At 69.4% G+C, this 22,848-nt stretch carries 22 protein-coding genes and 2 tRNA genes; 18 read left to right on the top strand and 6 right to left on the bottom strand.

All coding sequences use genetic code 11. From position 1 onward, the window contains the following. A partial coding sequence (locus tag ACLQ6X_RS03105; protein WP_411698708.1) for a hypothetical protein occupies nt 1-209 on the bottom strand: 209 nt, incomplete at its 3' end. A 166-nt stretch (nt 210-375) separates the two neighbouring features. Here ACLQ6X_RS03105 and ACLQ6X_RS03100 point away from each other — a divergent pair. The 3 genes from ACLQ6X_RS03100 to ACLQ6X_RS03090 all read left to right on the top strand — a co-directional run bounded on the left by ACLQ6X_RS03100 (nt 376) and on the right by ACLQ6X_RS03090 (nt 1,624). Beyond that, a complete protein-coding gene (locus ACLQ6X_RS03100; protein WP_411698707.1) occupies nt 376-651 on the top strand; it encodes a hypothetical protein in 276 nt (91 codons plus the stop codon). A gap of 126 nt (nt 652-777) precedes the next feature. Then, nucleotides 778-1,026 carry a hypothetical protein gene (locus ACLQ6X_RS03095; RefSeq protein ID WP_411698706.1) on the top strand — a complete coding sequence of 83 codons (249 nt, stop codon included), beginning with the start codon at nt 778-780 and terminating at the stop codon, nt 1,024-1,026. A gap of 10 nt (nt 1,027-1,036) precedes the next feature. Beyond that, nucleotides 1,037-1,624, top strand: a complete 588-nt coding sequence (locus ACLQ6X_RS03090; RefSeq protein WP_411698705.1) for a hypothetical protein — start codon at nt 1,037-1,039, stop codon at nt 1,622-1,624. Between the two features lie 63 nt (nt 1,625-1,687). Here ACLQ6X_RS03090 and ACLQ6X_RS03085 read toward each other — a convergent pair whose 3' ends face one another. Continuing rightward, the gene (locus ACLQ6X_RS03085; RefSeq protein WP_411698704.1) at nt 1,688-4,387 is read right to left on the bottom strand and encodes a glycoside hydrolase family 3 C-terminal domain-containing protein; all 2,700 of its coding nucleotides are present in this window, start codon (nt 4,385-4,387) and stop codon (nt 1,688-1,690) included. 220 nt (nt 4,388-4,607) lie between these two features. Between ACLQ6X_RS03085 and ACLQ6X_RS03080 the strand changes: the two genes are divergently transcribed. The 7 genes from ACLQ6X_RS03080 (at nt 4,608) to ACLQ6X_RS03050 (ending at nt 13,064) form a co-directional block, all read left to right on the top strand. Then, on the top strand, nt 4,608-6,380 hold the full coding sequence (locus ACLQ6X_RS03080; protein WP_411698703.1) for a hypothetical protein: 1,773 nt from the start codon (nt 4,608-4,610) through the stop codon (nt 6,378-6,380). A gap of 76 nt (nt 6,381-6,456) precedes the next feature. After that, nucleotides 6,457-6,774 carry a hypothetical protein gene (locus tag ACLQ6X_RS03075; protein WP_411698702.1) on the top strand — a complete coding sequence of 106 codons (318 nt, stop codon included), beginning with the start codon at nt 6,457-6,459 and terminating at the stop codon, nt 6,772-6,774. Nucleotides 6,775-6,782: 8 nt separating this feature from the next. Further along, complete coding sequence (locus ACLQ6X_RS03070; RefSeq protein ID WP_411698701.1) at nt 6,783-7,466, top strand: hypothetical protein; 684 nt, start codon at nt 6,783-6,785, stop codon at nt 7,464-7,466. After that, a complete protein-coding gene (locus tag ACLQ6X_RS03065) occupies nt 7,466-8,830 on the top strand; it encodes a hypothetical protein (protein WP_411698700.1) in 1,365 nt (454 codons plus the stop codon). Before ACLQ6X_RS03070 ends, ACLQ6X_RS03065 begins: the two co-directional genes overlap by 1 nt. Then, complete coding sequence (locus tag ACLQ6X_RS03060; protein WP_411698699.1) at nt 8,827-10,506, top strand: SCO6880 family protein; 1,680 nt, start codon at nt 8,827-8,829, stop codon at nt 10,504-10,506. The genes ACLQ6X_RS03065 and ACLQ6X_RS03060 overlap by 4 nt, the downstream gene beginning before the upstream one ends. Continuing rightward, nucleotides 10,503-11,933: an ATP/GTP-binding protein gene (locus ACLQ6X_RS03055; protein WP_411698698.1), complete on the top strand. Its 1,431-nt coding sequence runs from the start codon at nt 10,503-10,505 to the stop codon at nt 11,931-11,933. Before ACLQ6X_RS03060 ends, ACLQ6X_RS03055 begins: the two co-directional genes overlap by 4 nt. 9 nt (nt 11,934-11,942) lie before the next feature. After that, nucleotides 11,943-13,064: a hypothetical protein gene (locus tag ACLQ6X_RS03050; protein ID WP_411698697.1), complete on the top strand. Its 1,122-nt coding sequence runs from the start codon at nt 11,943-11,945 to the stop codon at nt 13,062-13,064. Nucleotides 13,065-13,081: 17 nt separating this feature from the next. On the opposite strand, the gene ACLQ6X_RS03045 is transcribed toward ACLQ6X_RS03050, so the two are convergent. Beyond that, on the bottom strand, nt 13,082-14,110 hold the full coding sequence (locus ACLQ6X_RS03045) for an EAL domain-containing protein (protein ID WP_411698696.1): 1,029 nt from the start codon (nt 14,108-14,110) through the stop codon (nt 13,082-13,084). 211 nt (nt 14,111-14,321) lie between these two features. On the opposite strand from ACLQ6X_RS03045, the gene ACLQ6X_RS03040 reads away from it, so the two are divergent. Next, nucleotides 14,322-14,624, top strand: a complete 303-nt coding sequence (locus tag ACLQ6X_RS03040; protein WP_411698695.1) for a hypothetical protein — start codon at nt 14,322-14,324, stop codon at nt 14,622-14,624. 11 nt (nt 14,625-14,635) lie between these two features. Here the strand turns inward: ACLQ6X_RS03040 and ACLQ6X_RS03035 are convergent. Beyond that, nucleotides 14,636-14,709, bottom strand: a tRNA-Gly gene (locus ACLQ6X_RS03035). A gap of 172 nt (nt 14,710-14,881) precedes the next feature. On the opposite strand from ACLQ6X_RS03035, the gene ACLQ6X_RS03030 reads away from it, so the two are divergent. The 6 genes from ACLQ6X_RS03030 to ACLQ6X_RS03005 all read left to right on the top strand — a co-directional run bounded on the left by ACLQ6X_RS03030 (nt 14,882) and on the right by ACLQ6X_RS03005 (nt 18,944). Beyond that, a complete protein-coding gene (locus ACLQ6X_RS03030) occupies nt 14,882-15,622 on the top strand; it encodes a histidine phosphatase family protein (protein ID WP_411698694.1) in 741 nt (246 codons plus the stop codon). Further along, complete coding sequence (locus ACLQ6X_RS03025) at nt 15,606-16,478, top strand: NAD(P)H-hydrate dehydratase (protein ID WP_411698693.1); 873 nt, start codon at nt 15,606-15,608, stop codon at nt 16,476-16,478. Before ACLQ6X_RS03030 ends, ACLQ6X_RS03025 begins: the two co-directional genes overlap by 17 nt. Before the next feature lie 106 nt (nt 16,479-16,584). Beyond that, nucleotides 16,585-16,658 (top strand) — tRNA-Pro (locus ACLQ6X_RS03020). 58 nt (nt 16,659-16,716) lie between these two features. Next, nucleotides 16,717-18,144, top strand: coding sequence for a trigger factor (gene tig, locus ACLQ6X_RS03015; RefSeq protein ID WP_411698692.1), 1,428 nt, complete (start codon nt 16,717-16,719; stop codon nt 18,142-18,144). A 126-nt stretch (nt 18,145-18,270) separates the two neighbouring features. After that, nucleotides 18,271-18,675 carry a VOC family protein gene (locus ACLQ6X_RS03010; RefSeq protein WP_411698691.1) on the top strand — a complete coding sequence of 135 codons (405 nt, stop codon included), beginning with the start codon at nt 18,271-18,273 and terminating at the stop codon, nt 18,673-18,675. Further along, nucleotides 18,672-18,944 (top strand): winged helix-turn-helix transcriptional regulator, encoded by a 273-nt coding sequence (locus ACLQ6X_RS03005; protein WP_411698690.1) that lies wholly within the window; start codon nt 18,672-18,674, stop codon nt 18,942-18,944. Before ACLQ6X_RS03010 ends, ACLQ6X_RS03005 begins: the two co-directional genes overlap by 4 nt. 23 nt (nt 18,945-18,967) lie before the next feature. Here the strand turns inward: ACLQ6X_RS03005 and ACLQ6X_RS03000 are convergent, their stop codons facing one another. Beyond that, on the bottom strand, nt 18,968-21,043 hold the full coding sequence (locus ACLQ6X_RS03000) for a S1 family peptidase (RefSeq protein ID WP_411698689.1): 2,076 nt from the start codon (nt 21,041-21,043) through the stop codon (nt 18,968-18,970). Nucleotides 21,044-21,175: 132 nt separating this feature from the next. Then, nucleotides 21,176-22,027 carry a LysR family transcriptional regulator gene (locus ACLQ6X_RS02995; RefSeq protein WP_411698688.1) on the bottom strand — a complete coding sequence of 284 codons (852 nt, stop codon included), beginning with the start codon at nt 22,025-22,027 and terminating at the stop codon, nt 21,176-21,178. 69 nt (nt 22,028-22,096) lie between these two features. Here ACLQ6X_RS02995 and ACLQ6X_RS02990 point away from each other — a divergent pair, with 69 nt between their 5' ends. Next, nucleotides 22,097-22,846: an EamA family transporter gene (locus ACLQ6X_RS02990; protein ID WP_411698687.1), complete on the top strand. Its 750-nt coding sequence runs from the start codon at nt 22,097-22,099 to the stop codon at nt 22,844-22,846. Nucleotides 22,847-22,848 lie beyond the last annotated feature (2 nt).

Below are 22,848 nucleotides of genomic sequence, written 5' to 3'. Positions count from 1 at the left end.
TCGTCGAGCAACCCCGCGACATCCGTCGACACGAGCGCGAGCTCCGCGGCAGCGTCGTGGGTGAGGTCGAGTGCGCAGGTGTCGCACACCACGCTGCTGAGCGGGGTGAAGCACGCGGGGCAGTGCGTCGTGCTGCGGAGGTCGGCGGCGTTACGCGGGAAGAGCGCGGTACCGGCGTATCGAGAGTACGAGGTGGGCGAGTCGGCCATGGTGCGTTGCTCCCGGGTTCGTGATCGGTTCAGGGTAGCCGCTGTGGCGCGGGCGGGAGGCGGCAATCGCCGCGATGTGGAGCAATCGTCGGTTGTGGAGAACCCCTCGACGGCCGATTGCGCAAGGGTCAGATTGTCGAGCGGGCGCGCCTGCGACCATGGACGGGTGACCGACGAATCCGAGGACCGGGAAGAAGCGCTCCACGACGCGCACCGGTCGTCGACGAACTCGGCGGTATTGCTGGCGATCACCATCGCGTTCGCGGCCGTTGCCCTCGCCGACCCCGACCGAATACCGTCCTGGATCGTATCCGCGTGGTTTGTGATCGTCATTCCGCTCAATCTGTACCTGCTGTTCATGTACCGCCGGCGCTACCATCATCTGCTCGAGACGCGCGAGGGCGTTTCCCGGGGCGATGCCACCGTTTCTGACGATTCCTGAATAAAAAACATGCAGACAGATTGTTTTGCGCGCAACCACCCTCTAACTTGTTAACAAGCCGCGTCACTCGACCCGGTCTGCGGCCGTCCGGTCGATAACCATCACCCGTCCAGGGGGAGTGCGTACGTGATAGCTGGCTCCTACCTCGCGGAGGTCGAGGGTCCCTCGCAGTGGGGCGCGACGGGCGAGTGCCTCGTGCTGTTCATCGCGGACGTGTCGGCGGCGCCGACCTGCCTCACCGACCCCGAGGTCGTGAGCTTCGAGTCCGCCTCGGGCCACTGGTGCCTGCTCGGCACCGACCCGGGGCGCGATCGAGCCTTCTACACGCGGTTCGAGCACACGCCGCCGCTCACCTGTGAGCCCCCACGCCGATAGGCTCTGCCGGGTGACCGACTCTCCGCAGGCCCCCGCCGCCCAGTTCCTCGACCGATTCTTCATCAGGCAGAAGCTCACCATGATGGTGAACCGCTATGAAATCCGCGCCGCCAGTGCGGATGGCACGGAGGGCGCCGTCATCGCGGTCGCGCAGCAGAAGCGGATGGCCTTCAAAGAGCAGGTGACGTTCTACTCCGACGAGGCGCGCACCCGCCCGGTGTTCTCGTTCCGGGCGCGCCAGGCGCTCGATCTCGCCGCCGTCTACGACGTGACGGACGGGGCGGGAGTGCCCCTCGGCACCTTCCAGAAAGACTTCGCGGCGAGCATGCTGCGGTCGAGTTTTCACCTCTCGGGTGCGGGCGTCGACGCCTACGGCCGGGAGCGCAACCAGGTGGTGGCGATCCTGCGACGTTTCGTCGAACTGCCCTTCTCGTTCCACTTCGACTTCACCGACAAGCAGACCGGAGCGGTGATCATGACGAGCGAGCGCCAGTTCTCGTTGCGCGACCGCTACGCGGTCACCGTCACCGACCACCGGGTCGACTTCCGGCTGGCGGCCGCGATGGCCGTGGCACTGGACGCTCTGCTCGCGCGCTGACTGTGCGGGCGCGCACCGCCGCCCACCGCCCCGCGGGGCGATGGGCGGCGGCTGTACTGCTTGTTAGTCGCGCACCCGCACCGAACCCGCCAGTTCGACGTCTTCGGCAGACGTGCCCAGGTAGACGGGCACCTGGCCCGTCGGCACGACCCACTCGTTGGCCTCGGCATCCCAGTACGAGAAGTCGCGCCTGTCGAGCGTGATCCGCACCTGCTGCCTGTCGCCCGAGCCGAGGTCGACCTTCGCGAACCCCGCCAGCTTCAGCGGCGGCGATTCCACGTTGCCGGGGAGCGGGCCGAGGTAGACCTGCACCACCTCGGTGCCGTCGCGGTCGCCGGTATTGCGCAGCCGCGCCCGAACATCGACGGTGTCGTCGCCGCCCGTGACCCGGATGTTGTTGCCGACGCGAAGCCGGTCGAGCTGGAACTCGCTGTAGGAGAGTCCGTGCCCAAAGGCGAACAGGGGCTCGACATTTCCGGCGAGGTAGCCGCGGTAGCCGATGTTCACCCCCTCGGAGAATTCGACGTCGAGGTCGTCGAGCCACGGGTTCTGCACGCCGGGCGGGAGCTCGTCTTCGCTACGCGGGTACGACACCGGCAGGTGTCCGGACGGATCCTCGTCGCCGAACAGGATCGTGGCGAGCGCGTTGCCCTCCTCCTGGCCGCCGAAGTAGCTCTGCAGCACGGCCGGAGCCTGCTCGAGCCACGGCATCGTCACCGCTCCGCCGCTTGCCAGCACAACGATCGTGTTCGGGTTGGCCGCCGTGACCTCCCGGATCAGCTGCTCGGCGTTCTGCGGTAGCTTCAGCGACACCCGATCGCGTTCTTCGCCCTCGTACGTGCGCACGTACACCACGGCCACGTCCGAGTTCTCGGCGGCCTGCGCCGCACGAGCCACCGACGGGGCGACAGCGTCTTCCGGAGTCGACCACTCCAGCAGGAAGGTGCCCGGCTGCAGCGGTACGAGCGGTCGGTTCTGCGAGTACTCCACGCGGAGACTGTATTCCTGCCCCGCCTGCAGCTCGAGAGCCCCCGACCGCACGTCGCGCCGGCCCCCTTCGCCGACCATCTCCACGACCAGTTGGTCGTCGAGCCAGATCCGGGCGTCGCCCCAGCCGGTTCCGCCGAGGGTGTAGCTGCCGGTGGTCGGAGCAACGAGCGAGCCGGTGTAGCGCACCGACTGGTTTCCCGTGCCCGCCGGGCTGAGCCCCGCGAGGATGGGTGTCGGCGGCGTCTGGAACGCGATGAGGTTGGCGAACGCGGGCGACGACGTGAATCCGGTGTCGTAGAGCACCTGCGCCTCCGTGCGGGTGAGTCCGGTCGGACCGCTCCAGTCGGCGTTCGGGAAGTAGCGGGCGGTCAGCCCGTCGCCTATTCCCCGTTCCGGCCGCAGCACCGACGACGGGATCGCCGTCATGTCGGCCGGCTCGATCATCGTCGCGCTGTTCACCGGGTCGTTGCCCTGCTCGTAGCGCACGTCGGCGCCGATCTCGCGGCCCCTGGCGCGCATCGCGTCGAGGAGCGAGACCTCGTACGTGGGGAGCACGTACGCCGAGCCGCCGAGCGCACCGGGAACCGTGGCGTCGGCCCCGATCACCGCGATCGAGTCGAGCTCGTCGGCGTTCAACGGAAGCGCTCCGCCCTCGTTCTTCAGCAGAGTGATGGCGTCTTCCTCGACCTCGCGGGCGACCGCTCCGTGTTCGGCGACCGGGATCGACGTGGGCGTGTAGTCGTTGTCGAAGATTCCGAAGGCGAACATCGTGCGCAGGATGCGCAGCACCGACTGGTCTACGAGTGCGACGGGCACGCGGCCCTCCTGCACCGCGGTGAGCAGCGCCTGGCCGTAGAACACGTCGATGCCGGTCTCGATGTCGAGCCCTGCCTCGATCGAGCCCTCGGTGGAGTGGGATGCGCCGAAGTCGGTCAGCACGAACCCGGTGAAGCCCATCTGCTCGCGTAGGAACTCGGTCAACAGCTGTCGGTTCTCACACGCGTAGACACCGTTCACCTTGTTGAACGCGCACATCACCGAACCGAGGTCGGCGTCGCGGATCGCTGCCTCGTAGGCGGCGACGTGGACCTCGCGCAGTGCGCGCTCGTCGACGATCACGTTCTGGCCGATTCCCCGGTTCACCTCCTGGGTGTAGGCCGCATAGTGCTTGAGATTGGCGATCACGCCGCGCTCCTGCACCGACTGCACGAAGGGCACGACCATCGCCGAATTCAGTTCGGGATCTTCGCTGGCCGATTCGGCCTGCCGCCCCCAGAACGGATTGCGGGTGGGATCGGAGTTGGGGCCGAGCAACAGCTCGTGCCCCGTCTGACGGGCTTCGTCGCCCACGACCCCCGCATAGTCGCGGGCGCGCTGGGGATCCCAGGTCGCCGCGAGAGCGAGGTTCACCGGCATCTGCGTCGCCGTGTCGGCGGTGTCGGGAAGCAGCCAGCCCCTCGACCCGATTCCACCGGTTGCATCGGCCATGCTCAGTTCGGGAATGCCGAGGCGTTCGATCGGCAGGTTGTAGAACCCGCCAGGGCCCTCACCCTGGTCGCCGGTCATGAGGTCGACCTTCTCCTCGAGCGTCATTTCCTGTAGGAGCAGCACCGCACGTTGGTCGGGCGAAAGTGCGGTATTCATCCACGGGCCGTCGACCGCCACAGCGGCGGTGGTCGGCAGAGCGGTGATGACGAGGGCGGCTACTGCCGCCCCGACGATGATGCGAACTCCCCGAGATCGCGATCGAGTGTACTGATTTGGAGTTTTCATGAGCCCTCCACATTGAGGACGGACCCGTGACCGAAACACACCCACCCCACCTGGGCCGAAGATCGGCACGGTTTGGATACCCCTCGTCGTACTCTCCCTGTCGGCGCCCTGTCAACAAATCAAGCGAATCTCTTTCGCTAATACCCTTTGCCGTCGTCGCCCGGCGTGGCAGAATCGGCCTCACCAATGGGGGGCCGACAGCGCGAGAATCGAGGTGCCGATGACCAGCGAACGGGCGTTCCGGATTCTGTTGGCCGCGCTCGCCGTCGGGTTCGTGGTCGCCGGAGTCGCGTTGGCCGTCGGCGTGGGAGGCGCGCGCGACCGGCCCGACGCGCGGCAGCCCACCGCCGAACCCGACTTCGGACCCAACGTGACGATCCTCGATCCGTCGATGACGAGCGACCAGATCCAGTCGGCGGTCGACTCCGTCTTCGATGCGCAGGAGACCAACCAGTTCGGCGAACGGCGCGACGCCATACTGCTGAAGCCGGGCAGCTACGACGCGACGATCGACGTGGGGTTCTACACGTCGGTGCTCGGCCTCGGTCTCTCGCCCGACGACGTGACCGTCACCGGGCAGGTGCGCGTCGACGCGGGCTGGTTCGACGGCAATGCCACCCAGAACTTCTGGCGTTCGGTCGAGAACCTCGCCATAGCGCCCTCCGAGGGCGTCAACCGGTGGGCGGTCGCGCAGGCGGCGCCGATGCGCCGGGTGCACGTGCGCGGCGCACTCGACCTGTACCCGAGCGGGTCTGGGTGGGCGAGCGGGGGCTACATCGCCGATTCGAAAATCGACGGGCTCGTGGCATCCGGCTCCCAGCAGCAATGGTTCTCCCGCGACAGCGAGTTCGGCAGCTGGGAGGGCGCGTCGTGGAACATGGTCTTCTCGGGGGTCGCGGGCGCGCCGCAGCAGTCGTTCCCCGACCCGCCCTTCACGGTGCTCGAGAGCACGCCGGCGTCGCGGGAAAAACCGTTCCTCTACGTCGACGGCGACGGCGGGTACCGGGTGTTCCTGCCCGCACTGCGCCGCGACGCATCCGGCGCCAGTTGGACGGGCGGCGAGACGCCGGGCGACTCGCTCGGCATCGACAGCTTCTTCGTGGCACGGCCCTCCGACACGGCGGCCGAGATCAACGCGGCCCTTGCCCGCGGCCTCAACCTGCTGCTCACCCCCGGCGTCTACCGGCTCGACGAGACCATCGCCATCGAACGCGCAGACACCGTCGTTCTCGGCATCGGCCTGCCGACCCTCATCCCCGAGGGAGGCGTCGACGGGATGACCGTCGACGACGTCGACGGGGTGCGGCTCGCGGGGTTCCTCATCGACGCGGGCGCCGAGAACAGCGACGTGCTGCTGCGGGTCGGGGGAGAGGGGGCCGACGCCCGGCACGACTCGAACCCGACCACGATCCAGGACGTGTTCTTCCGCATCGGCGGGGCGGGGCCGGGGCGGGCGGCCACGAGCCTCGTGATCGACAGCGCCGACGTGATCGTCGACCACATCTGGGCCTGGCGCGCCGACCACGGCGAGGGCGTCGGCTGGAACACGAACACGGCCGACACCGGGGTGATCGTCAACGGCGCGAACGTCGTGGCGACGGGACTGTTCGTCGAGCACTACCAGCGGCACCAGCTCGTCTGGAACGGCGAGAACGGCCGCACCGTGTTCTTCCAGAACGAGATGCCCTACGACCCGCCCGATCAAGACGCCTGGCGCAACGAGGGCGAGGAGGGCTACGCGGCCTACAAGGTCGCCGCCGACGTCGCGCGGCACGAGCTGTGGGGCGGGGGGAGCTACTGCTTCTTCAACGTGAACCCGTCGGTGCGCGCCGCGCGTGGCTTCGAGGCCCCGGATGCACCGGGCATCAGATTCCACGGAGTGCTGACCGTCTCGCTCGGGGGCAACGGTTCGATCGTGAACGTGGTGAATTCGATGGGCACGACGGTGGGCTCCGAGTTCACCGGCCCGAGTTCTGTCGCCGTCTACCCGTGAGTTCGTGACATTTACCCCTCGGCGGGTTTAGCCTGCCAGAAGAGGTCGCAACACTCTGCCCCGGAAGGTGAGCGCAGTGCTTCTTCAACAGCTTCACAGGATTTCGCAGTCGATCGACAATCCCCTCGACGGGATCGTGCCGGACTTCGGCGTGTTCGGAGTCGAGTTCACCGAGCTGTGGCAGAAGCTGATCGCGGCCATCTGGGGCATCTGCATCGTCGTCGGCGTCGTCGTGCTGCTGCTCGGCATCACGCGCATGGCCAGCGCCTCCAACTCCCAGAATCCGAACGAGTACCGGCTCGCCCGGCTGCGCGTCGCCTGGTCGGCACTGTCGCTGGGCCTCCTCGCGGCGATCAGCGTGATCGTCGGCGCGATCCTCGCCCTCTTCGGTTAGCGACGACCATGAGCGCCGAGCCACGCACCGCGAGACCCCGTCGCACCGTGGCCATCGCCGCGCTCGTCGTGGTCGTGCTCGTGGCGGCGACGGTGATCGTTCTGCGGCTCTATGCGCCGTCGACCGGCGAGCAGGGTGACGACGGTTCGCCCGGGGGCGCCGGATCCTCTCCGTCTCCCGCAGCGACCGCCGCCGTGGCGACCGGATGCCTGGGCGGTGCGGCGAGGGACGCCGCGATGGTGCGGGCGGCCCAGGACGCCGCCGACCAGACGGAGAGCGGAGCGGTCGAGGTTTCCGCCGCCTTCGTACGCTGGCTGAACCAGTACCCGTACCCCGAGGGCGTCGAGCAGGTGCAGCAGTCGTCGCTCGCCGCCGAGGCCCCGACCCGCGACCTCGTGGCCTTCTTCGCGACCGACCCCGACCTCTCGGGCGGTCTGGTCGGCCGCGACGAGCCGTACTGGTTGTCCACGGTCTCCGGCGTCTACGTCGTCGAGTCCGCGAGCGATGACGCCGTGACGACGTCGATCGGCACCGCCCTCGTGACCGACGGCGAGCTGAGCCCGACGCTCAAGGGCTCGATCACCGTCACCGTCGCGTGGGAGAACGACCAGTGGGCGTTCGTGCGCTCGGAGGGCACCCGCACGACCGAGGACCTCTTCGCGGTCGGCACCCCGTTCAGCGGGGGATGCTGATGTCCCGGTTCGAGCTGGACGACGAGTTCGACGAGGGCGACGGCGACTTCGATGAAGTCGACCCGGTCGACCCGGGCGGTGGAGACGGTGGCGGCGAGACGGGCGGCGAGACGGGCGGCGACTCCGACGGCATCGGCAGCATCATCGGCGGCCTCGGCGACGTGGTCAACGGCCCGCCCGGCGGCGTCTCCTACATGTCCGACCCGTGGGGCAACACCTTCGAGATGCTGCAGGACGCCGCCGCTGGACTGAGCGGGGACGTGCTGCCCGCGCTGACCGACGCGACCCTGCCCGACCTCAGCGCGGAGTGGTTCATCAGCGCCTACCGCGTCTCGTTCGCCGCCGCGATCTTCCTGGCCATCGCGCTGCTCTTCCCCCAGTTCATCCGCACGGCGCGCGGCCGGCAGTCGGGGCGCGAACTCATCGATTCGCTCGGCCTCTACTTCGGCACGTTCCTGCTCGGCGCCATCTTCGGACCAGCCGCCGGAATGATGCTGGTGACGTTCTGCCACTCGCTGTCCGACGTCTTCGTGAGCTGGGGCATCCAGGACACCGTCGGCACCGTCACCGACGACTTCCAGACCATGATCGCCGACGCCGATCCCGCCGAGATCGCCGGCGGCATGCCCATCGCCGTCCTGCTGATGCTCGGCATGCTGCTCGGCCTCTTCCTCGTGTTGCTCGTGCTCGTTCTGCAGTTCGTCGCCCTGTATTTCACGGGCGTGCTGATACCGCTCGGCCTCGTCTGGATCATCGATCCCACGAGACGCTCGTTCGGGTTGCGGCTGGTCGGTCTGTGGGTGGGCATCCTGGCCGCCCAGCCCCTGCTGTTCTTCCTGCTCGGCGTCACGTTCACCATGATGGATTCGTCGACCGAGGCGTTCGGCGCCGATGGGGGCCTGCGGTCGCTCGTGGAGCTGCTCGTCGCGGTCATCGCGCTGTTCATCGCGGCCCTCTCGCCGCTGTTCCTGCTGAGGCTCGCCCCGACGATCCCCGTGCTCATCGGGGGAACGACGGGGCCCTCGATGATGGGCAGCGTGATCGGGGCGGGCAACATCTCGGATGCCACGGACCGCGCGGGCATGCGCACGGCGTCGCCCGACCGCCTCGCCGCCGGCGCGTTCGCCTTCGACCCGCGCGGCGACTACGACGCGTCGGTGATCGGCGAGCCGCCGAGGGCGGTGGCGTCGCTCTCCGACGCCGCAGCCGCCCGCTCTCGCATCGGGGGAGCCGCCAGCGAGGCCGATCACGTGTCGCGCGGGCGGGGGAAGCGGGCGTCGATGTCGGCGGCGGCCCCGGCCCCGGATGAGGCCCGGCCGACGGCGGATGTCGACGGCACGATCGGAAAGGGGCGGGACGAATGACGGATACCAGCCGCGCCGTCGTGCGCTACCTCGGCGGAGAGACCGGACACCGCTCGTTCTTCGGCGGAACGCACTCGCGCACCCGGGTGGCGATGCTCGCACTGTTCATCGCCGCGGGCATCGTGCTCACGCCGCTCGTGGGGTGGCCGGGCCTCGCGGCCGGTGCCCTCGGCTGCGGCGTCACCCTGCTGGTCACAGCGAAGACGCACCGCGGCTCCGTCGTCGAGAGACGCCGCAAGGCCCGGCGCTGGCGCACCCGCAGCCGCGCGGGCACGCTGGAGTTCGAACCGTACAGCGACGAGGCCTGGGAGCAGGCGCGCCTCGACCTGAAGACGGCCCGCGCCACGCGGAAGCGCGGTCGGAAGAAAGCGATCGTCGAGGCGCGCAGGCGGCTCACCGCCCTGCGAGCGCACCCCGATGGCGCCGACGGCATGGGGTGGCTGCAGCACGGGCGTGGGCTACCGGGAATCGCCTGGCACGCTCCGGCGGGCGAGGACGACTACCTCTCGGTCGCGTTCTCGGTCACCGGCCAGTTGCGCGGCATCGAGTCGACCGCCGTGATGACCCGCGCGGCGGAGGGCTGGGGGCACTTCCTGGCCGGCCGCGCCCCGCACTCCTCGCTCGTCGGCAACGTGCAGACGGTCACGCGGGTGCTCCCCGCCGACAGCGCGTTGCAGCAGTTCTGGGTGTTGAACAGCCTCGACGAGGACGCCCCGGCCGACGCCATCGCCTCGTACGAGGAGGTGCTGCGCCTCACCGGCGAAGACGCCATGGTGCAGCGGCACTTCGTGACGGTGAGCTGGCCCATCACCACGGCCTTCACCGACGCCGCGTCGAAGTTCGGCGAGGGACGCGACGGCTGGCGCACCCTGATGAAGAACGAGATCGACGCCACCGTGCGCGGGCTGACCGAGGCGCGACTCGGCCACGTCGAAGCGCTCACCGCCCGGCAGACGGCCGCGGTGATCCTGCATCAGCAGAACCCGTCCCGCCCCATCGACGAGGTCGCGGACGTCGACCCGGCCTCGCTCGGCGTGCGCTCCCACGACGAGTTCTCGGCGCACGTGGTCACGGGCGCCGACCCGGCCCGCGCCGACCACGTCGACGGCGACGCGGTCGAATGGTGGCACCGCACGGCGGCGATCACCGCGGACGCGCTGGTCACCGCGCCGCGCACGCAACTGTGGGTACTCGACCTGCTGATCGGCGAAGACCTCTCGTTCATCAGGTCGGTGTCGTTCCACATCCACCTGATCCCGGCCGCCGAGGCGAAGATCGCAGCGCGCCAAGACGTCGTGCGCGACGCCGCCGAGACGCTCGCCCGCCGCGAAGCGGGCAAGATCAGCGCCGACGACACGGAGGCGGCCATGTCGGCGGCGAACCGGCGACGCAGTGACCTCGTGTCGGGGTCGCACCACCACGGTGCGGCCTGGGTGGGGTTCGTCACGATCTCGGTGCGCGGGCGCGACGAACTGGCACGGGCGTCGCGGCAGCTCGAAGACACCTGCTCCACCTCGCTCGGCATCGAGCGGCTCGACTGGCTCGACTCGTATCAGGCCGCGGCGTCGGGCACCACCTGGCCGATCGGGCGGGGCATCGGCCCCAGCCGCAAGGCGTTCTCGAGCCGCGTGTACTCGCGGCTGGCCGGGAAGACCGAGAAGGGGGCCATCTCGTGACGGGAAACTCCCGGCTCTGGTCGCTGCCCGGGCTGCGCGGCATTGCTCCGCCGAAACCGCACGTGACCGAGGAGCAGGCCGACGACGTCGAGATCCGGCCGTGGCCCGACAGAGGAACGCGCCTGCGCACCAACGCCCGGGCGGCCCGCGGGCACTTCTACGCCCCGGCCCTGACCGGCGCGCCCACGACCACCCGGCAGGCGGAGGTGCTCAATACGGCCATCATCGGCCCGCCGACCGGCACCCGCGGGGTGGTGTCGGGTCGCGACATCCTGTCTCGCACACCGATCGCGCACGATCCGGTCACGGCCTACAACTCCATTCCACGCGAGGTCTCGAGCCCCAACGTGATCATCATGGGCGACGTCGGTGCGGGCAAGAGCACCCACACCAAGGCGAACCAGGTGCTGCGCCCGCTGCTGCTCAGAAACCGCCGGTGCGTCGTCTTCGACAAAAAGGACCAGGGCGGCGAGGGGGAGTACTCGGGCGTCGCGCGCCACTACGGGGTCGAGCCGATCCGCTTCACCGCCGACAGCTCGGGCACCAAGCTCAACCTGCTCGACCCCGTGATCCTGCGCGGCACCGGCATCAAGGGCCAGGGGCGCCTGCTCAACATCGTCACCCGGCTCGCCCGCGGCGACCACGCGCTGAACGAGTGGGAGGAGGAGGCGCTGCGGGCGGCCCTGCGCCGCACGGTCGAGGGGGCGACGCGTCGGGCCCCGGTGCTCACCGACGTGCTGCCGAACCTCGGCCGCATCGCCGACGACCGCGACTACGTCGCGCTCTCGAGCGGCGCCCGCGACGAGCTGCACCGCGCCGGCCTGTCGGTGCGCTGGACGCTGAACGGCCTGCTCGACGAATACGGCGGGCTGCTCGACGGCGAGACCTCCGGCACCGTCGACCTGCGCGGCAAACTCACCTCGTTCGACATCTCCCAGCTGCGCGACGACGGCCCGGCCGTGCCCGTCGTGATGGCCATCGGCAACATGTGGATGCTCGGCCGGCTGCGCGACGAACGCGGGTACGCCACCACGGTGGTCTACGAGGAAGGCTGGCACATGGTCGGCGGGCCGTCGGCGCAGCTCATCAAGGCGAACCAGAAGCTGTCGCGCGGGCTGGGCATCTCCAACGTCTTCGTGATGCACAAGGGCACCGACATCCCCAAGGACTCCGCCGGTATGGCCGTCATCCAGGAGGCGCAGACCGTGTGCATCTACCGGCAGTCCCGGCCGGAAGACGCCGCCTGGTGCCAACGCACCTTCGGTCTCGCCCCCGAGACCGCCGAGACGATCGAACGGCTGCACGACGGGCACTACATCTTCAAATACGGCTCGCACCCCGAGACCCACGTGCAGCACATCCTCTCGTCGTGGGAGGCCGAGGTCAGCAACACCGACGAGGCCCTCGCGTCGGCCGAGGGCGACTAGGCGACGACCGTGGCCAGGCGCGGAGTGATTGCGGCGGGTGTCGCGGTGCTCGGCGTCGTGGCGGTCGTCGGCGGCATGCTGGTGCTGTCGTCGGGCGGGGGAGTCACGACGAGGTCGGGGGGCGGCGGATGCGGCACGGGAATCGTCGACCCGGCGATCGTGGCGGCGAGCGACGTGCGGGTGGACGATTTCGAGGGCGAACAGCTGGTCAACGCGGCGCAGGTGATGAACGCGGCCACCGCGGCGGGCCTGCCCCAGCGCGCGCAGTTCATCGGCGTGATGACCGCGATCGGAGAATCCTCGCTGCGCAATCTCACCTACGGTGACGACATCCTCGGCGTCACGAACCCCGACGGCAGCCTGACCTCGTCGATCGGGCTGTTCCAGCAGCAGTCGTGGTGGGGGAGCCGTGCCATCCGCCTCGATCCCTATCGGTCGGCGCTGCTCTTCTACGAACGTCTCGGCGGGGTAGCGGGGTGGGAGGCGCTGCCTCCGACGGCGGCGGCGCACGCCGTGCAGCGCAACGCCGACCCCGACCACTACACCCGCTTCTTCGAACCCGCCGTGCGCATCGTCGAGGCGCTGACCGCCGCGGCGGGCGGCAGCGACTGCCCGATCTCGGTCAGCGCGCGGCTGCTCGCCCAGGAGCTCGTCGTGCACGCCGACGACGGGAGCCTGCGCGGACTCGTGCCCGACCACCTCAGACAGATCCGCTGGATCGCGAACGGCGACCGCGTGCCGGGCTGCGCCGTCGACACCCGCATCCTGCAGATCATGGTGATCGCGGTGCGCTACTTCGACGAGGTAGGGGTGAGCAGCATCAACCGCAACTGCACGGCCGAGCTGCTGGGCGCGGGAGCGGAGTCGTGGCACTACCGCAATGGAGGAGGCCGCGCCGTCGACTTCTTCAGCCTCAACGGCGTCGCACTCACCGGAGCCGACGCGCAGTCGCTGCGGCTCATCGGCCTGCTCGACCCGAGCATGCCGGAGGGCAGTCGGGTCGGGCAGTCCCAGTGCCGTGCAGAGATCGGCATCAGGCTCGCGCTGTCGCGCTGGACCGACATCGCCGACGGCTGCAACCACCTGCACATCGACGTCGGCGGCACGAGCGCGCCGCTGCTCGTGCGCTGACGCGGTCGCTCGGCGCTCTAGGCGATAGCGGGGCCGCCCGCGCCGGGTGCGACATGCGCGGCGAGCCATTCCGACAGTTTCCGGCCGAACCCCGCCGTGTCCTTCACCGAATCTCCGTGTTGGGAGACGTGCCAGCTGTCGACGGGGCTTCCCTCGTTGTGTTCGGCCAGGAAGGCGGTGATCGGGCACGCGCTCGTGTTTCCGGGGTGCGCGCTGCCGCGCCCGTGCACCCAGTGGTAGGCCAGCACGGCGGAGAACGTCGTCAGGTGGTGCTGGTCGACGAGGGGCGCGGACTGTGCCGTCCACGCCGGCACGGCGGCGGCGGGCATCGGGCGCGCGATGGCGTAGCCCTGGCCGAGGGGTGCGCCGAGTACCGCTGCGACGGCGAGCATGTCCAGGCTCTCGAGCCCCTCGACGACGGAGGGGCGGTGCACGTTCACGCCGAGGGCGATGAGCGTGGAGAGCGAACACAGGGTGGACGCGGGGGCCGTGGTGAACCCGTCGTGAACGCTGGCGTCGATCTTGATCAGGTCGAAGTCGAAATGCCGCAGGCGGCTGACGGTGCTGTAGCCCGACCCGAGATCGTCGATGGCCATCCGCACGCCGAGCGCGTGAAGTGCGTCGATGGTCGAGTTCTGTTCCGCCTCGTCGATCGCCCGGGTCTCGAGCAGTTCGAGCACGAGTCGTTCTGCGTCGATGTCGTGGCGGTGCAGGGCCTCCTCGACCCACGCGCTGCAGAGCGGGTTGCCCAGAGTGGACGGATCGAGGTTGACCGAGATATCGACCCGGATGCCGAGGCCGATCCAGTGCGCGAGGCTCGCGAGCGACCGGTCGAGCGCGATCCTGAAGAGCGCGTCGAGATCGTCGGAGTCGAGCGATGGAACGAACTCGGCCGCGGTGGCGAGCGATCCGTCGGGGCGTCTGAGGCGGGCGAGGGCCTCGAAGACGCTCGGACGACCGGTGACGAGGTCGACGATCGGTTGCATGAACATTTCGACGCGACCGTCGGCCAGAGCTGCGTTCGGTGCGAGTGACGGTTTCGACATCTGCGTCCGGTCCAATTTCGATTGCCCGAAGCGAAACACCTGTCGTGTTACGCTTCCGATTCCTGAAGCATAACCTCTGGCCGCTGACCTATCGCTGGGCGCCCGGCCCTGAGGGCGGCTCAGCAAGCGCTAGGGTAAGCGCGACGTGCTTCATCGCCTCGACTTCCGCGGACTATCCGCAGCGATTCGTCCAAGGTGAGGACGAGCCGCGTTGGGCTATCTGAAATACGGCCGCGAAGAGATCCCGTTCGAGGACCGCACCGCGGCGCACCTCGAAATCGTCTTCAGCGCGAAGCTCCGTCGCGCCGAACACTTCTTCCTCAATTGGCGCGTCAGCCCGGCTCTGGGCAGCGGTCGTCACTCGATCTGGATAGACAACGGAGTGCCGATGCACTTCACGTTCTCCGGTTCCGTCATCGGCGCGATCAACCGCGCGTGGCTCGACCAGCTGATGTTGTCGGCGGCCACGCCGCTGGGCATGGACGTGGGGGACGAACCGCTCGATGCTCACTAGCGGTGGATATCTGGAGGGGCTGACGAGAATCGAACTCGCATCATCTGTTTGGAAGACAGAGGCTTTACCACTAAGCTACAGCCCCGAAATCCGACGGTCTCGCGCCGGAATCTCGTGATCGGTAGCCGTAACTACCGAAGATCACTGTACCCGAAGTGCGGCGCGATTTTCGACAGCGCGCGTCGTCGGGCCTAGACGCGTCGGGTGGTGCACGCAAGCCCGCGACGCTACGTCGGGGCCTCACTAGCCTCGGACGCATGGCTGCTCGCGAACTCTGGCTCATCCGTCACGGCGAAAGCATCGCAAACCGCGCCGCGACAGCGGCGGAGAGCGCGGGTCTCGAGCTCGTGAGCGTCGACCAACGCGACGCAGACGTGCCGCTCTCGCCGACGGGCGAGGAGCAGGCCGAGGCGCTCGGGGGCTGGCTCGCGAGGCTTGCCGAAAACGAGATGCCGGATGCCGCGTGGAGTTCGTCATACCTCCGTGCGCGCCAGACCGTCACCATCGCCCTCACGGCCGCCGGGTCCGACGTCGGGGTGCGGGTCGACGAGCGCCTGCGTGACAGGGAGCTGGGGGTGCTCGACCTGCTCACCACGCACGGCGTGGAGACGCGGTTCCCCGAAGAGGCGCTGCGCAAACGCTGGCTGGGCAAGTTCTACTACCGGCCGCCGGGAGGGGAGTCGTGGGCCGATGTCGCCCTGCGCATCCGCTCGCTGCTCGTCGACCTGGAGCGTCCCGAGACGCCGCCGCGCGTGCTCATCGCGGGACACGACGCGGTCGTTATGACCTTCATCTACGTCTGCCTCGGGCTGAGCGAGAGCGAACTGCTCGAGTTCGCCCAGACGCACACCGTGGCGAACGCCTCGGTCACGCGGCTCGTGCGCGACGGTGACACCGGCGCGTGGACGCTGGAGGCCTTCTCGATCGCCGACCACCTCGTCGCCGCGGGTGCGCCGGTCACGCTGCACGGGGGAGACGACGTTGTCCAGCCGCGTTGAGGTGGGTGTCGAGACGCTGCGCGAGTGGGCGCTGCCCGAGCCGGACGACTCCAAGTACAGCCGAGGTCAGGTCGTCGTGGTCGGCGGGGCGTTGAAGTCGCCCGGTGCCGCCATGCTCGCCGGCACGGCCGCGCTGCGGGTGGGCGCGGGTCGACTGACGCTGGCCGTAGGCAGGTCGGTCGCGGCGCACGTCGCCGTCGCCGTTCCCGAGTGCGGGGTCGTGCCCCTCGACGAGACCCCCGGGGGCAGCGTGAGCGGGGTCTCACTCGCGGCCGCATCCGACGATCTCGACCGTGCCGACGCGGTGCTGCTCGGTCCGGGACTCGACGATGCCGGCGAGGCCGAGGTCATGGTGCGCGAACTGTCGCGCCACATCGGCGACGACACCGTCGTGGTGCTCGACGCCTTCGGCCTGGGCGTGGTGCCATCGGTGCCCGAGGTCGCAGACGACCTGGGCGGCCGGCTCGTTCTCACCCCGAACAAGGTGGAGGCCGCCCTGCTGCTCGAGCGCGACGTGGACGACCTCGAGGCCGATCTCGTCGAGATCGCCCGGCGCTATCGGGCCGTCGTTGCCTGCTACGGCATTGTGACCGCGCCGTCGGGCGAGGTCTGGGTCGTGGACGGCGGCGGACCCGGACTCGGCACGTCGGGAAGCGGCGACGTGCTCGCCGGAGCGATCGCCGGGCTCTGCGCGCGGGGAGCGTCGCCCGAGCAGGCAGCGGCGTGGGCGTCGTTCGCGCACGTGGCCGTCGGTGACCGGCTCGCGGCCCGCATAGCACCGCTCGGTTTCCTCGCCAGCGACATGCTCGGCGAGCTGCCGGCCGTGCTCGCGGAGGCGGCCGCCCCGAAGGGATGACCGCGACAGAACTGCTCGAAGCCGAACCACGCTAGACTTGCCGAGGCCAAATTGGGTTGCGCTTGACGCGCACCCGGATGCGGCAGCAACAGACACGGATTTATCCCGGGGCGTAGCTCAGCTTGGTAGAGCGCTCGGTTTGGGACCGAGAGGCCGCAGGTTCGAATCCTGTCGCCCCGACACAGTCAGTACGTACATAACAAGACTGTCAAGCAACGAACATCAGGAGATACCCATCGTGAAGACCACGGTCGAAAAGCTCAGCCCCACCCGCGTGAAGCTCAGCATCGCCATTACGCCCGAAGAGCTGCGCCCCAGCATCGATCACGCGTACGAGCACATCGCTACGCAGGTGAACATCCCCGGCTTCCGCAAGGGCAAGGTTCCGCCCGCGCTGATCGACCAGCGCGTCGGCCGCGGCGAGGTTCTGAACCACGCGGTCAACGACGGACTCGACAAGTTCTACAAGCAGGCCATCAGCGAAGAGAAGATCCGCACACTCGGCCGCCCCGAGGCCGACGTGACCTCGCTCCCCAGCGAGAAGGACTTCTCCGGCGACCTCGAGCTCGCCATCGAGGTCGACGTGCGCCCCGAGTTCGACCTTCCCGAGTACGAGGGAATCACGCTCACCGTCGAAGAGGCCAAGGTCTCCGCCGACGACGTCAAAGACGAGCTCGACACCCTGCGCAGCCGCTTCGGCACGCTCGTCACCGTCGACCGCCCCGCCAAGAAGGGCGACTTCGCCCAGATCGACCTCGTCGCCACCATCGGCGGCAACGAGGTAGACACCGCGAACGCGATCTCCTACGAGGTCGGATCGGGCGACCTCATCGAGGGCATCGACGAGGCGCTCGACTCGCTGAGCGCGGGCGAGACCACCACGTTCGAGTCCGAGCTGCTCGGTGGCGACAACGCGGGCGAGAAGGCCCAGATCGTCGTGTCCCTGCTCGCCGTCAAGGAGCGCGAGCTTCCCGAGGCCGACGACGACTTCGCCCAGGTGGCGAGCCAGTTCGACACCATCAAGGAGCTCAAGGCCGACATCAAGGAGCAGGTCGCGAAGTCCAAGGTCTTCGGCCAGGGCGCCGAGGCACGCGACCAGATCGTCGACGAGCTGCTCAAGAACGTCGAGATCCCCGTTCCGGCCCAGCTCGTCGAAGACGAGGTGCACCGTCACCTCGAGAACGAGAACCGTCTCGAAGACGAGGTGCACCGCGCCGAGGTCGCCGAGTCGAGCGAGAAGACGTTCCGCACCCAGATCCTGCTCGACTCCATCGCGGAGAAGGAAGAGATCAAGGTCAGCCAGGACGAGCTCACCCAGTACCTGATCCAGGGCGCTGCGCAGTACGGCATGGAGCCCGGCGAGTTCATCCAGGTTCTCGACAAGAACGGCCAGATCCCCGGCATGATCGGCGAGGTCGCCCGCTCGAAGGCCCTAGCGGTCGTTCTCGGCAAGGCGAACGTCGTCGACACCAAGGGCAACAAGGTCGACGTCTCCGAGTTCGCAGCCGGCTTCGAGTCGACCGAGGAGTCGACCGACGACGACGGCTTCGACACGTCCGACGCCGCCGCCATGCTCGGCCAGGCCAACGCGAACTCGGGCGCATCCGACCGCGACAACCACGGTCGCAAGGCGAACCACGAGCACTACGGCCACGACCACAAGTAGTCGCAGGTCACGAAGAAGGGCCCGTCACCTCAGGTGACGGGCCCTTCTCCTTTGCGCGGATGATCCGGCTCATGTTCCTCTCATCGGGGTCTTGACGGCGCACTTGTATTTTGCAAGTGTTTACGCATGAGCCTCTTCATCACCTGCCCGGTCGACAGCGTCGAGCGCGCGACCGCCTTCTACACCGCTCTCGGCTTCACCCTCAACGCTGAGATGTCGGATCACAACGTGTCGTGCTTCGCGATCGCGCCCGAGCAGTACGTCATGCTCGGCAGCCGCGAGATGTACGCGAGCGTCGGCGCCACCGAGGAGTTGATCGGCGGGCCCGACACCCCCTCGAAGGTGACGGTGTCGTTCGACCTCCCCAGCCGCGAGGCGGTCGACGAGCTCGTCGAGCGCGCCGGCGCTGCCGGAGGGCGTATCGGCGACATCGACGACTACCCCTTTATGTACCAGCGCCAGTTCGACGACCCCGACGGGTACCACTACTCGCCCTTCTGGATGAAGCCGGACGCCGATCCGACCGCGTGAGCGACCTCGCCGCGGCCCTCGACATCGTCGGACCACGGTGGGCCCTGCTCATCGTCGAGCGGCTGCTCGACGGTCCCCAGCGCTACGGCGATCTGCAGCGCGACCTCGGGGTGCCGACGAACATCCTCGCAACCCGCCTACGCGAACTCGAGACGGCGGGCGTCCTTCACCGTCTGCCCCTCCGGCACAACACGCGAGCCTATGCGCTGACCGATCGCGGGCTCGCTCTGCGCGAGGCGATCGTCGCGCTCGGGCGCTGGGGCGCCTAACCGGGTAAGGGGATCGAGGCGGCCTAGGGCTGCGCGCCGGGGAAGCGTGCCATCGAGCGCTCGTAGTACTCCTGGCTCCCGGTGATGGCAGAGCGCAACTGCGCGTCGCCGTAGTTCTGGCCGTACACCGCCCAGCCGTACGTCTCCGACTCCTCGGCGTAGCGGCCGAGGTACTCGAAGTAGATCGCCGAGACCCGCGAGCGGGCGGTTTCGATCGCGCCCCAGATGGCGTTGACCACGGCGAGGCGGCCGTTCTGGGCCGCGTACGCCGACCAGCCCGAGACCTCGTCGGCCGCGGCGGGGCGTCCGATCAGGCGCTTGTAGAGGGCGCTGACGAAGCCGGCGTTGGTCGCTCCGCTGTTGTTGAAGTACTCGGTGGAGCCGTAGAACTGCTTGTCGAGGTCTTCGGTCATGATCGAACCGTTGCGCATGAGACCGAGCCAGCCGTAGATGGCGCCGGCCTCCGGTTCGCGGCCGAGGATCGTGCGGTAGGCGCTCGTGGCCTTGTTCAGCCGGTACTCGTCGCTCAACAGGAAGCCGCCGGTGATCGACTGGCCGCTCGCGACGATCGCGCTCCAGCCGCGGACCTCGTCGGGAGCAGCCGAGCGGAAGAGAACGTCGCGGTAGAGGGCCATCACGAGGGCCGCGCTGCCGTTGGTGGGTCCGGGCGCCGCGGCGACCGTCACGCCGCCGTCGGCGGGAGCCGACACCGACCATGTTCCCCAGCGGGCCTTGACGCTGTAGCTGTGCGCGCCGGCCGCCATGGCCGGCAGGGCGAGCGACCACGCGCCGGATGCCGCGGAGGCGGTCGCCGCGGGCGTCGACGCGCCGTCCAGGTAGACGCCGACGGTACTCGCGGCGCTGGCTGCCGCGAGGGTTCCGGTGATCGTGCCGGGGGCGGACGGCGTTCCCCCGGAGGCGCCGGTGACGACGGGCGTGGAGACCGACACCGCCGGCTCCCACCCGCCGCCGTAGGCCGCGGTGACGCTCTTGCCGGTGGGGGAGACCATCGGGAAGAAGGTCGACGCGTAGTTGGCGCCTCCGCACGCCGTCGCGCTGCTGCTCGCCGACGTGACGCCGACGGCCGTCTGGCCGATCAGCGCCGATCCGCCGCTGTCACCCGACAGCACGCACGTGGTGGCGATGATCGAGTTGACGTCGTAGCTGCCGCCGTTGTCGTTGACGCGCTGAACCGAGTCGATCGCGCGAACGGTGCCGCAGGTCCAGCCGGTGGTGCTGCCCGACTTGCACAGGGTCGCGCCGACGATCGCGGCGGAGGTGGATTGCACGGGGAGCGCGGCCGACGAGCGCGGTGCTCCGGCACCGCCGCCCCACGTGGCGACGGCGGGGTAGGCGACGAAGCCGGCGGCCGTCGCGGCCACGAGTCCGCTGTCGAAGCCGTTGCCGAACGCCTGCGAACCGGCGACGGGGAGGCCGATGGGGGAGGAGGCCGTGGCCGGAGCGCCCGGCGCCGACTGGGTGATCGCGTTCACCTGGCCGGTCATGCCCGCCATGCCGGCGAGGCAGTGGCCTGCGGTCGCGAGCTGCGGCTGGCCGGAACCCGTGGCGAACCCGGCGAATCCGACCGAGCAGCGCCCGACGGTGTTGCCGGTCTGCCACGTGATGGCTTCTCCGCCGAAGATGTCGGCGACGCTGTAGAACTCGACACCGGCGAGGTCGACGGGTGCCGGTGCATCCGTCTCGGCGACGGCGCCGGCCTTCTCGACCAGTGCGGCGTCCGCCGGGTCGCTGACGTTGACCGTGAGCGTCGTGCCGTCGATCGACGAACCCGCGACGTCGACTCCGGCGTCAGCGAGGGCGTCGACGACCTCGACGGCATCGGTCGCGGCGGCTGCCTCGGCGAGGTATGTCGCGGCGCTCACCCCCAGGTCGCGGGAGAGCGCGGTCACGAGCTCGTCGGGCAGCGCGGAGGCGGCTTCGGCGAAGTCGGAAGCGGCGTAGTCGCCCATGGTGACGGGCGGCTCGGTGGCGGCGGTCGCGGCGGTCGCGGAAGTGGGCATGGCTACCAGCCCGACGGCGACGAGCAGCAGGGCTGCACCGCCCGAGGTCAGGGCGTGGCGCAGGGTGGGCGTGGTCACGGGAGCTCCAGTATGGCTGGGCGCGGCAGTCCGGTTCGTGTCTACGCCGAGGCGGTGCGCTCGCACGCTGATGAAACCCCCTCACTCATGCTAACCGTCGGGCCTGTCGGCGGGAAGGTCCGCGATCGGGGGTCAGCGGTACAGGTCGACGAGCAACCCGACCACCGCGTCGCGGTCGCGCGGGGCGTCAGCCCGGTTCCAGGCGACGTAGACCGGTATCGGCGACCCGTCGCGCACCGGTCGGTAGACGATGCCGGGGCGCCGGTACTGGTCGGCCGTCGACTCCGCGGACACCCCGACGGCGCGGCCGGAGGAGATCATCGTCAGCCAATCCTCCACGTCGTGCGTGTTCACGATCCCGCGCGGGGGAGCGGACTCGGGCCACAGTTGCAGCGACGTCGTGCCGGTTGCCGCGTCGATCGCCACTTGGCGCTGCGCGATCTCGGCGAGCGTCACCGAGCGCCGTTTCGCCCACCGGTCGTCGGCGGCCATGGCGCAGACGCGTTTCTCCAGTCCGATCAGAACGAGGTCGTAGTCGTCGGTCGGCGGCGGCCTGCGCAGGATCGCCAGCTGCGCCGTGCCGTCGGCGAGGCCCGCGGTCGCGGTGTTCGACCGCACGAGCTCGAGCTCGATGCCCGGGTGCGCCGCCGCCCACCGTCGCTGGAACGGCACGGTGTGCCTCCCCAGCGCCGACCACGCGTAGCCGATGCGCACGCGCTCGTTCTCGCCTCTGGCCTCGCGCTCGAGCTCGTCGACGCCGGCCAGCACGCGCCGCGCCTGTCGCAGCGCCCGTTCGCCCGCGGCGGTGAGTTCGAGGCGCCGCGTCGTGCGATTCAGCAGCCGGATGCCCAACGTGCGCTCGAGGGACGCCAGATTTCGCGAAACGGCGGCCTGCGACATCCGCAACTCCAGCCCGGCGTCGGTGAAGCTGCCCCCGTCGACTATGGCGACGAGGCACCGGAGTTCGCGTAGTTCGACACTCATGCACCCAGTGTATGAGTCGCGCCTGTCATGCATTTCTCGATGCCAGCGGAGACGGTCACACTTGCGAGTATGTCCGAACGCCGTGGGGGTGCGCGCGGTGCCGCCGAGCCCCGCCGCACAGCCGCCGGGGTCGTCACCCTGCTCGGCAGCGCGCTGTCCAACCAGGTGGGCGCCGCCGTCGGCTCGTTCGCCTTCCCGGTCATCGGGCCCATGGGCGTCGTGGTGGTGCGACAGTTCGTCGCCGCTGCCGTTCTGCTGCCCATCGCCCGCCCCCGGTTCTGGCGGTTCACCCGTGCCCAGTGGTGGCCGGTGCTGTTGCTCGCCCTGGTCTTCGGTGCCATGAACCTCGGGTTGTACACGGCGATCGACCGCATCGGCCTCGGGCTGGCCGTCACGCTCGAATTTCTCGGCCCGCTCGCGATCGCGTTGGTCGGCTCGCGATCTCGAGGCGCCATCCTGTGTTCGGTCGCGGCCGTGCTGGGGGTCGCCGCGATCATGCGCCCGCAGCCGACCACCGACTACCTCGGCATCGCCGCCGGGCTGCTCGCCGCCGCGTGCTGGGCCGCGTACATCCTGCTCAACCGCACGGTCGGCAGGCGCATCCCCGGGCTGCAGGGAACCGCGACCGCCGCGACCGTGTCGGCCCTGCTGTTCGTGCCCGTGGGCGTCGCGGTGTTCGTCGTCTCCCCGCCCACGCCGGCGGCGATCGGATTCGCGATCGCGGCCGGCGTGCTGGCCTCGGCGATATCCATCCGCACCAACTACGCCACACGTTCGCGCACTCATGGCTCTCAAGCGGAGGTCTCGAAGGCGACCTGATG

The sequence above is a fragment of the Conyzicola sp. genome, from assembly GCF_046714715.1.
Lineage (GTDB): Bacteria > Actinomycetota > Actinomycetes > Actinomycetales > Microbacteriaceae > Conyzicola.
Note: the sequence above shows the minus strand (reverse complement) of the source record. Positions and strands in the feature narration are given on the sequence as shown.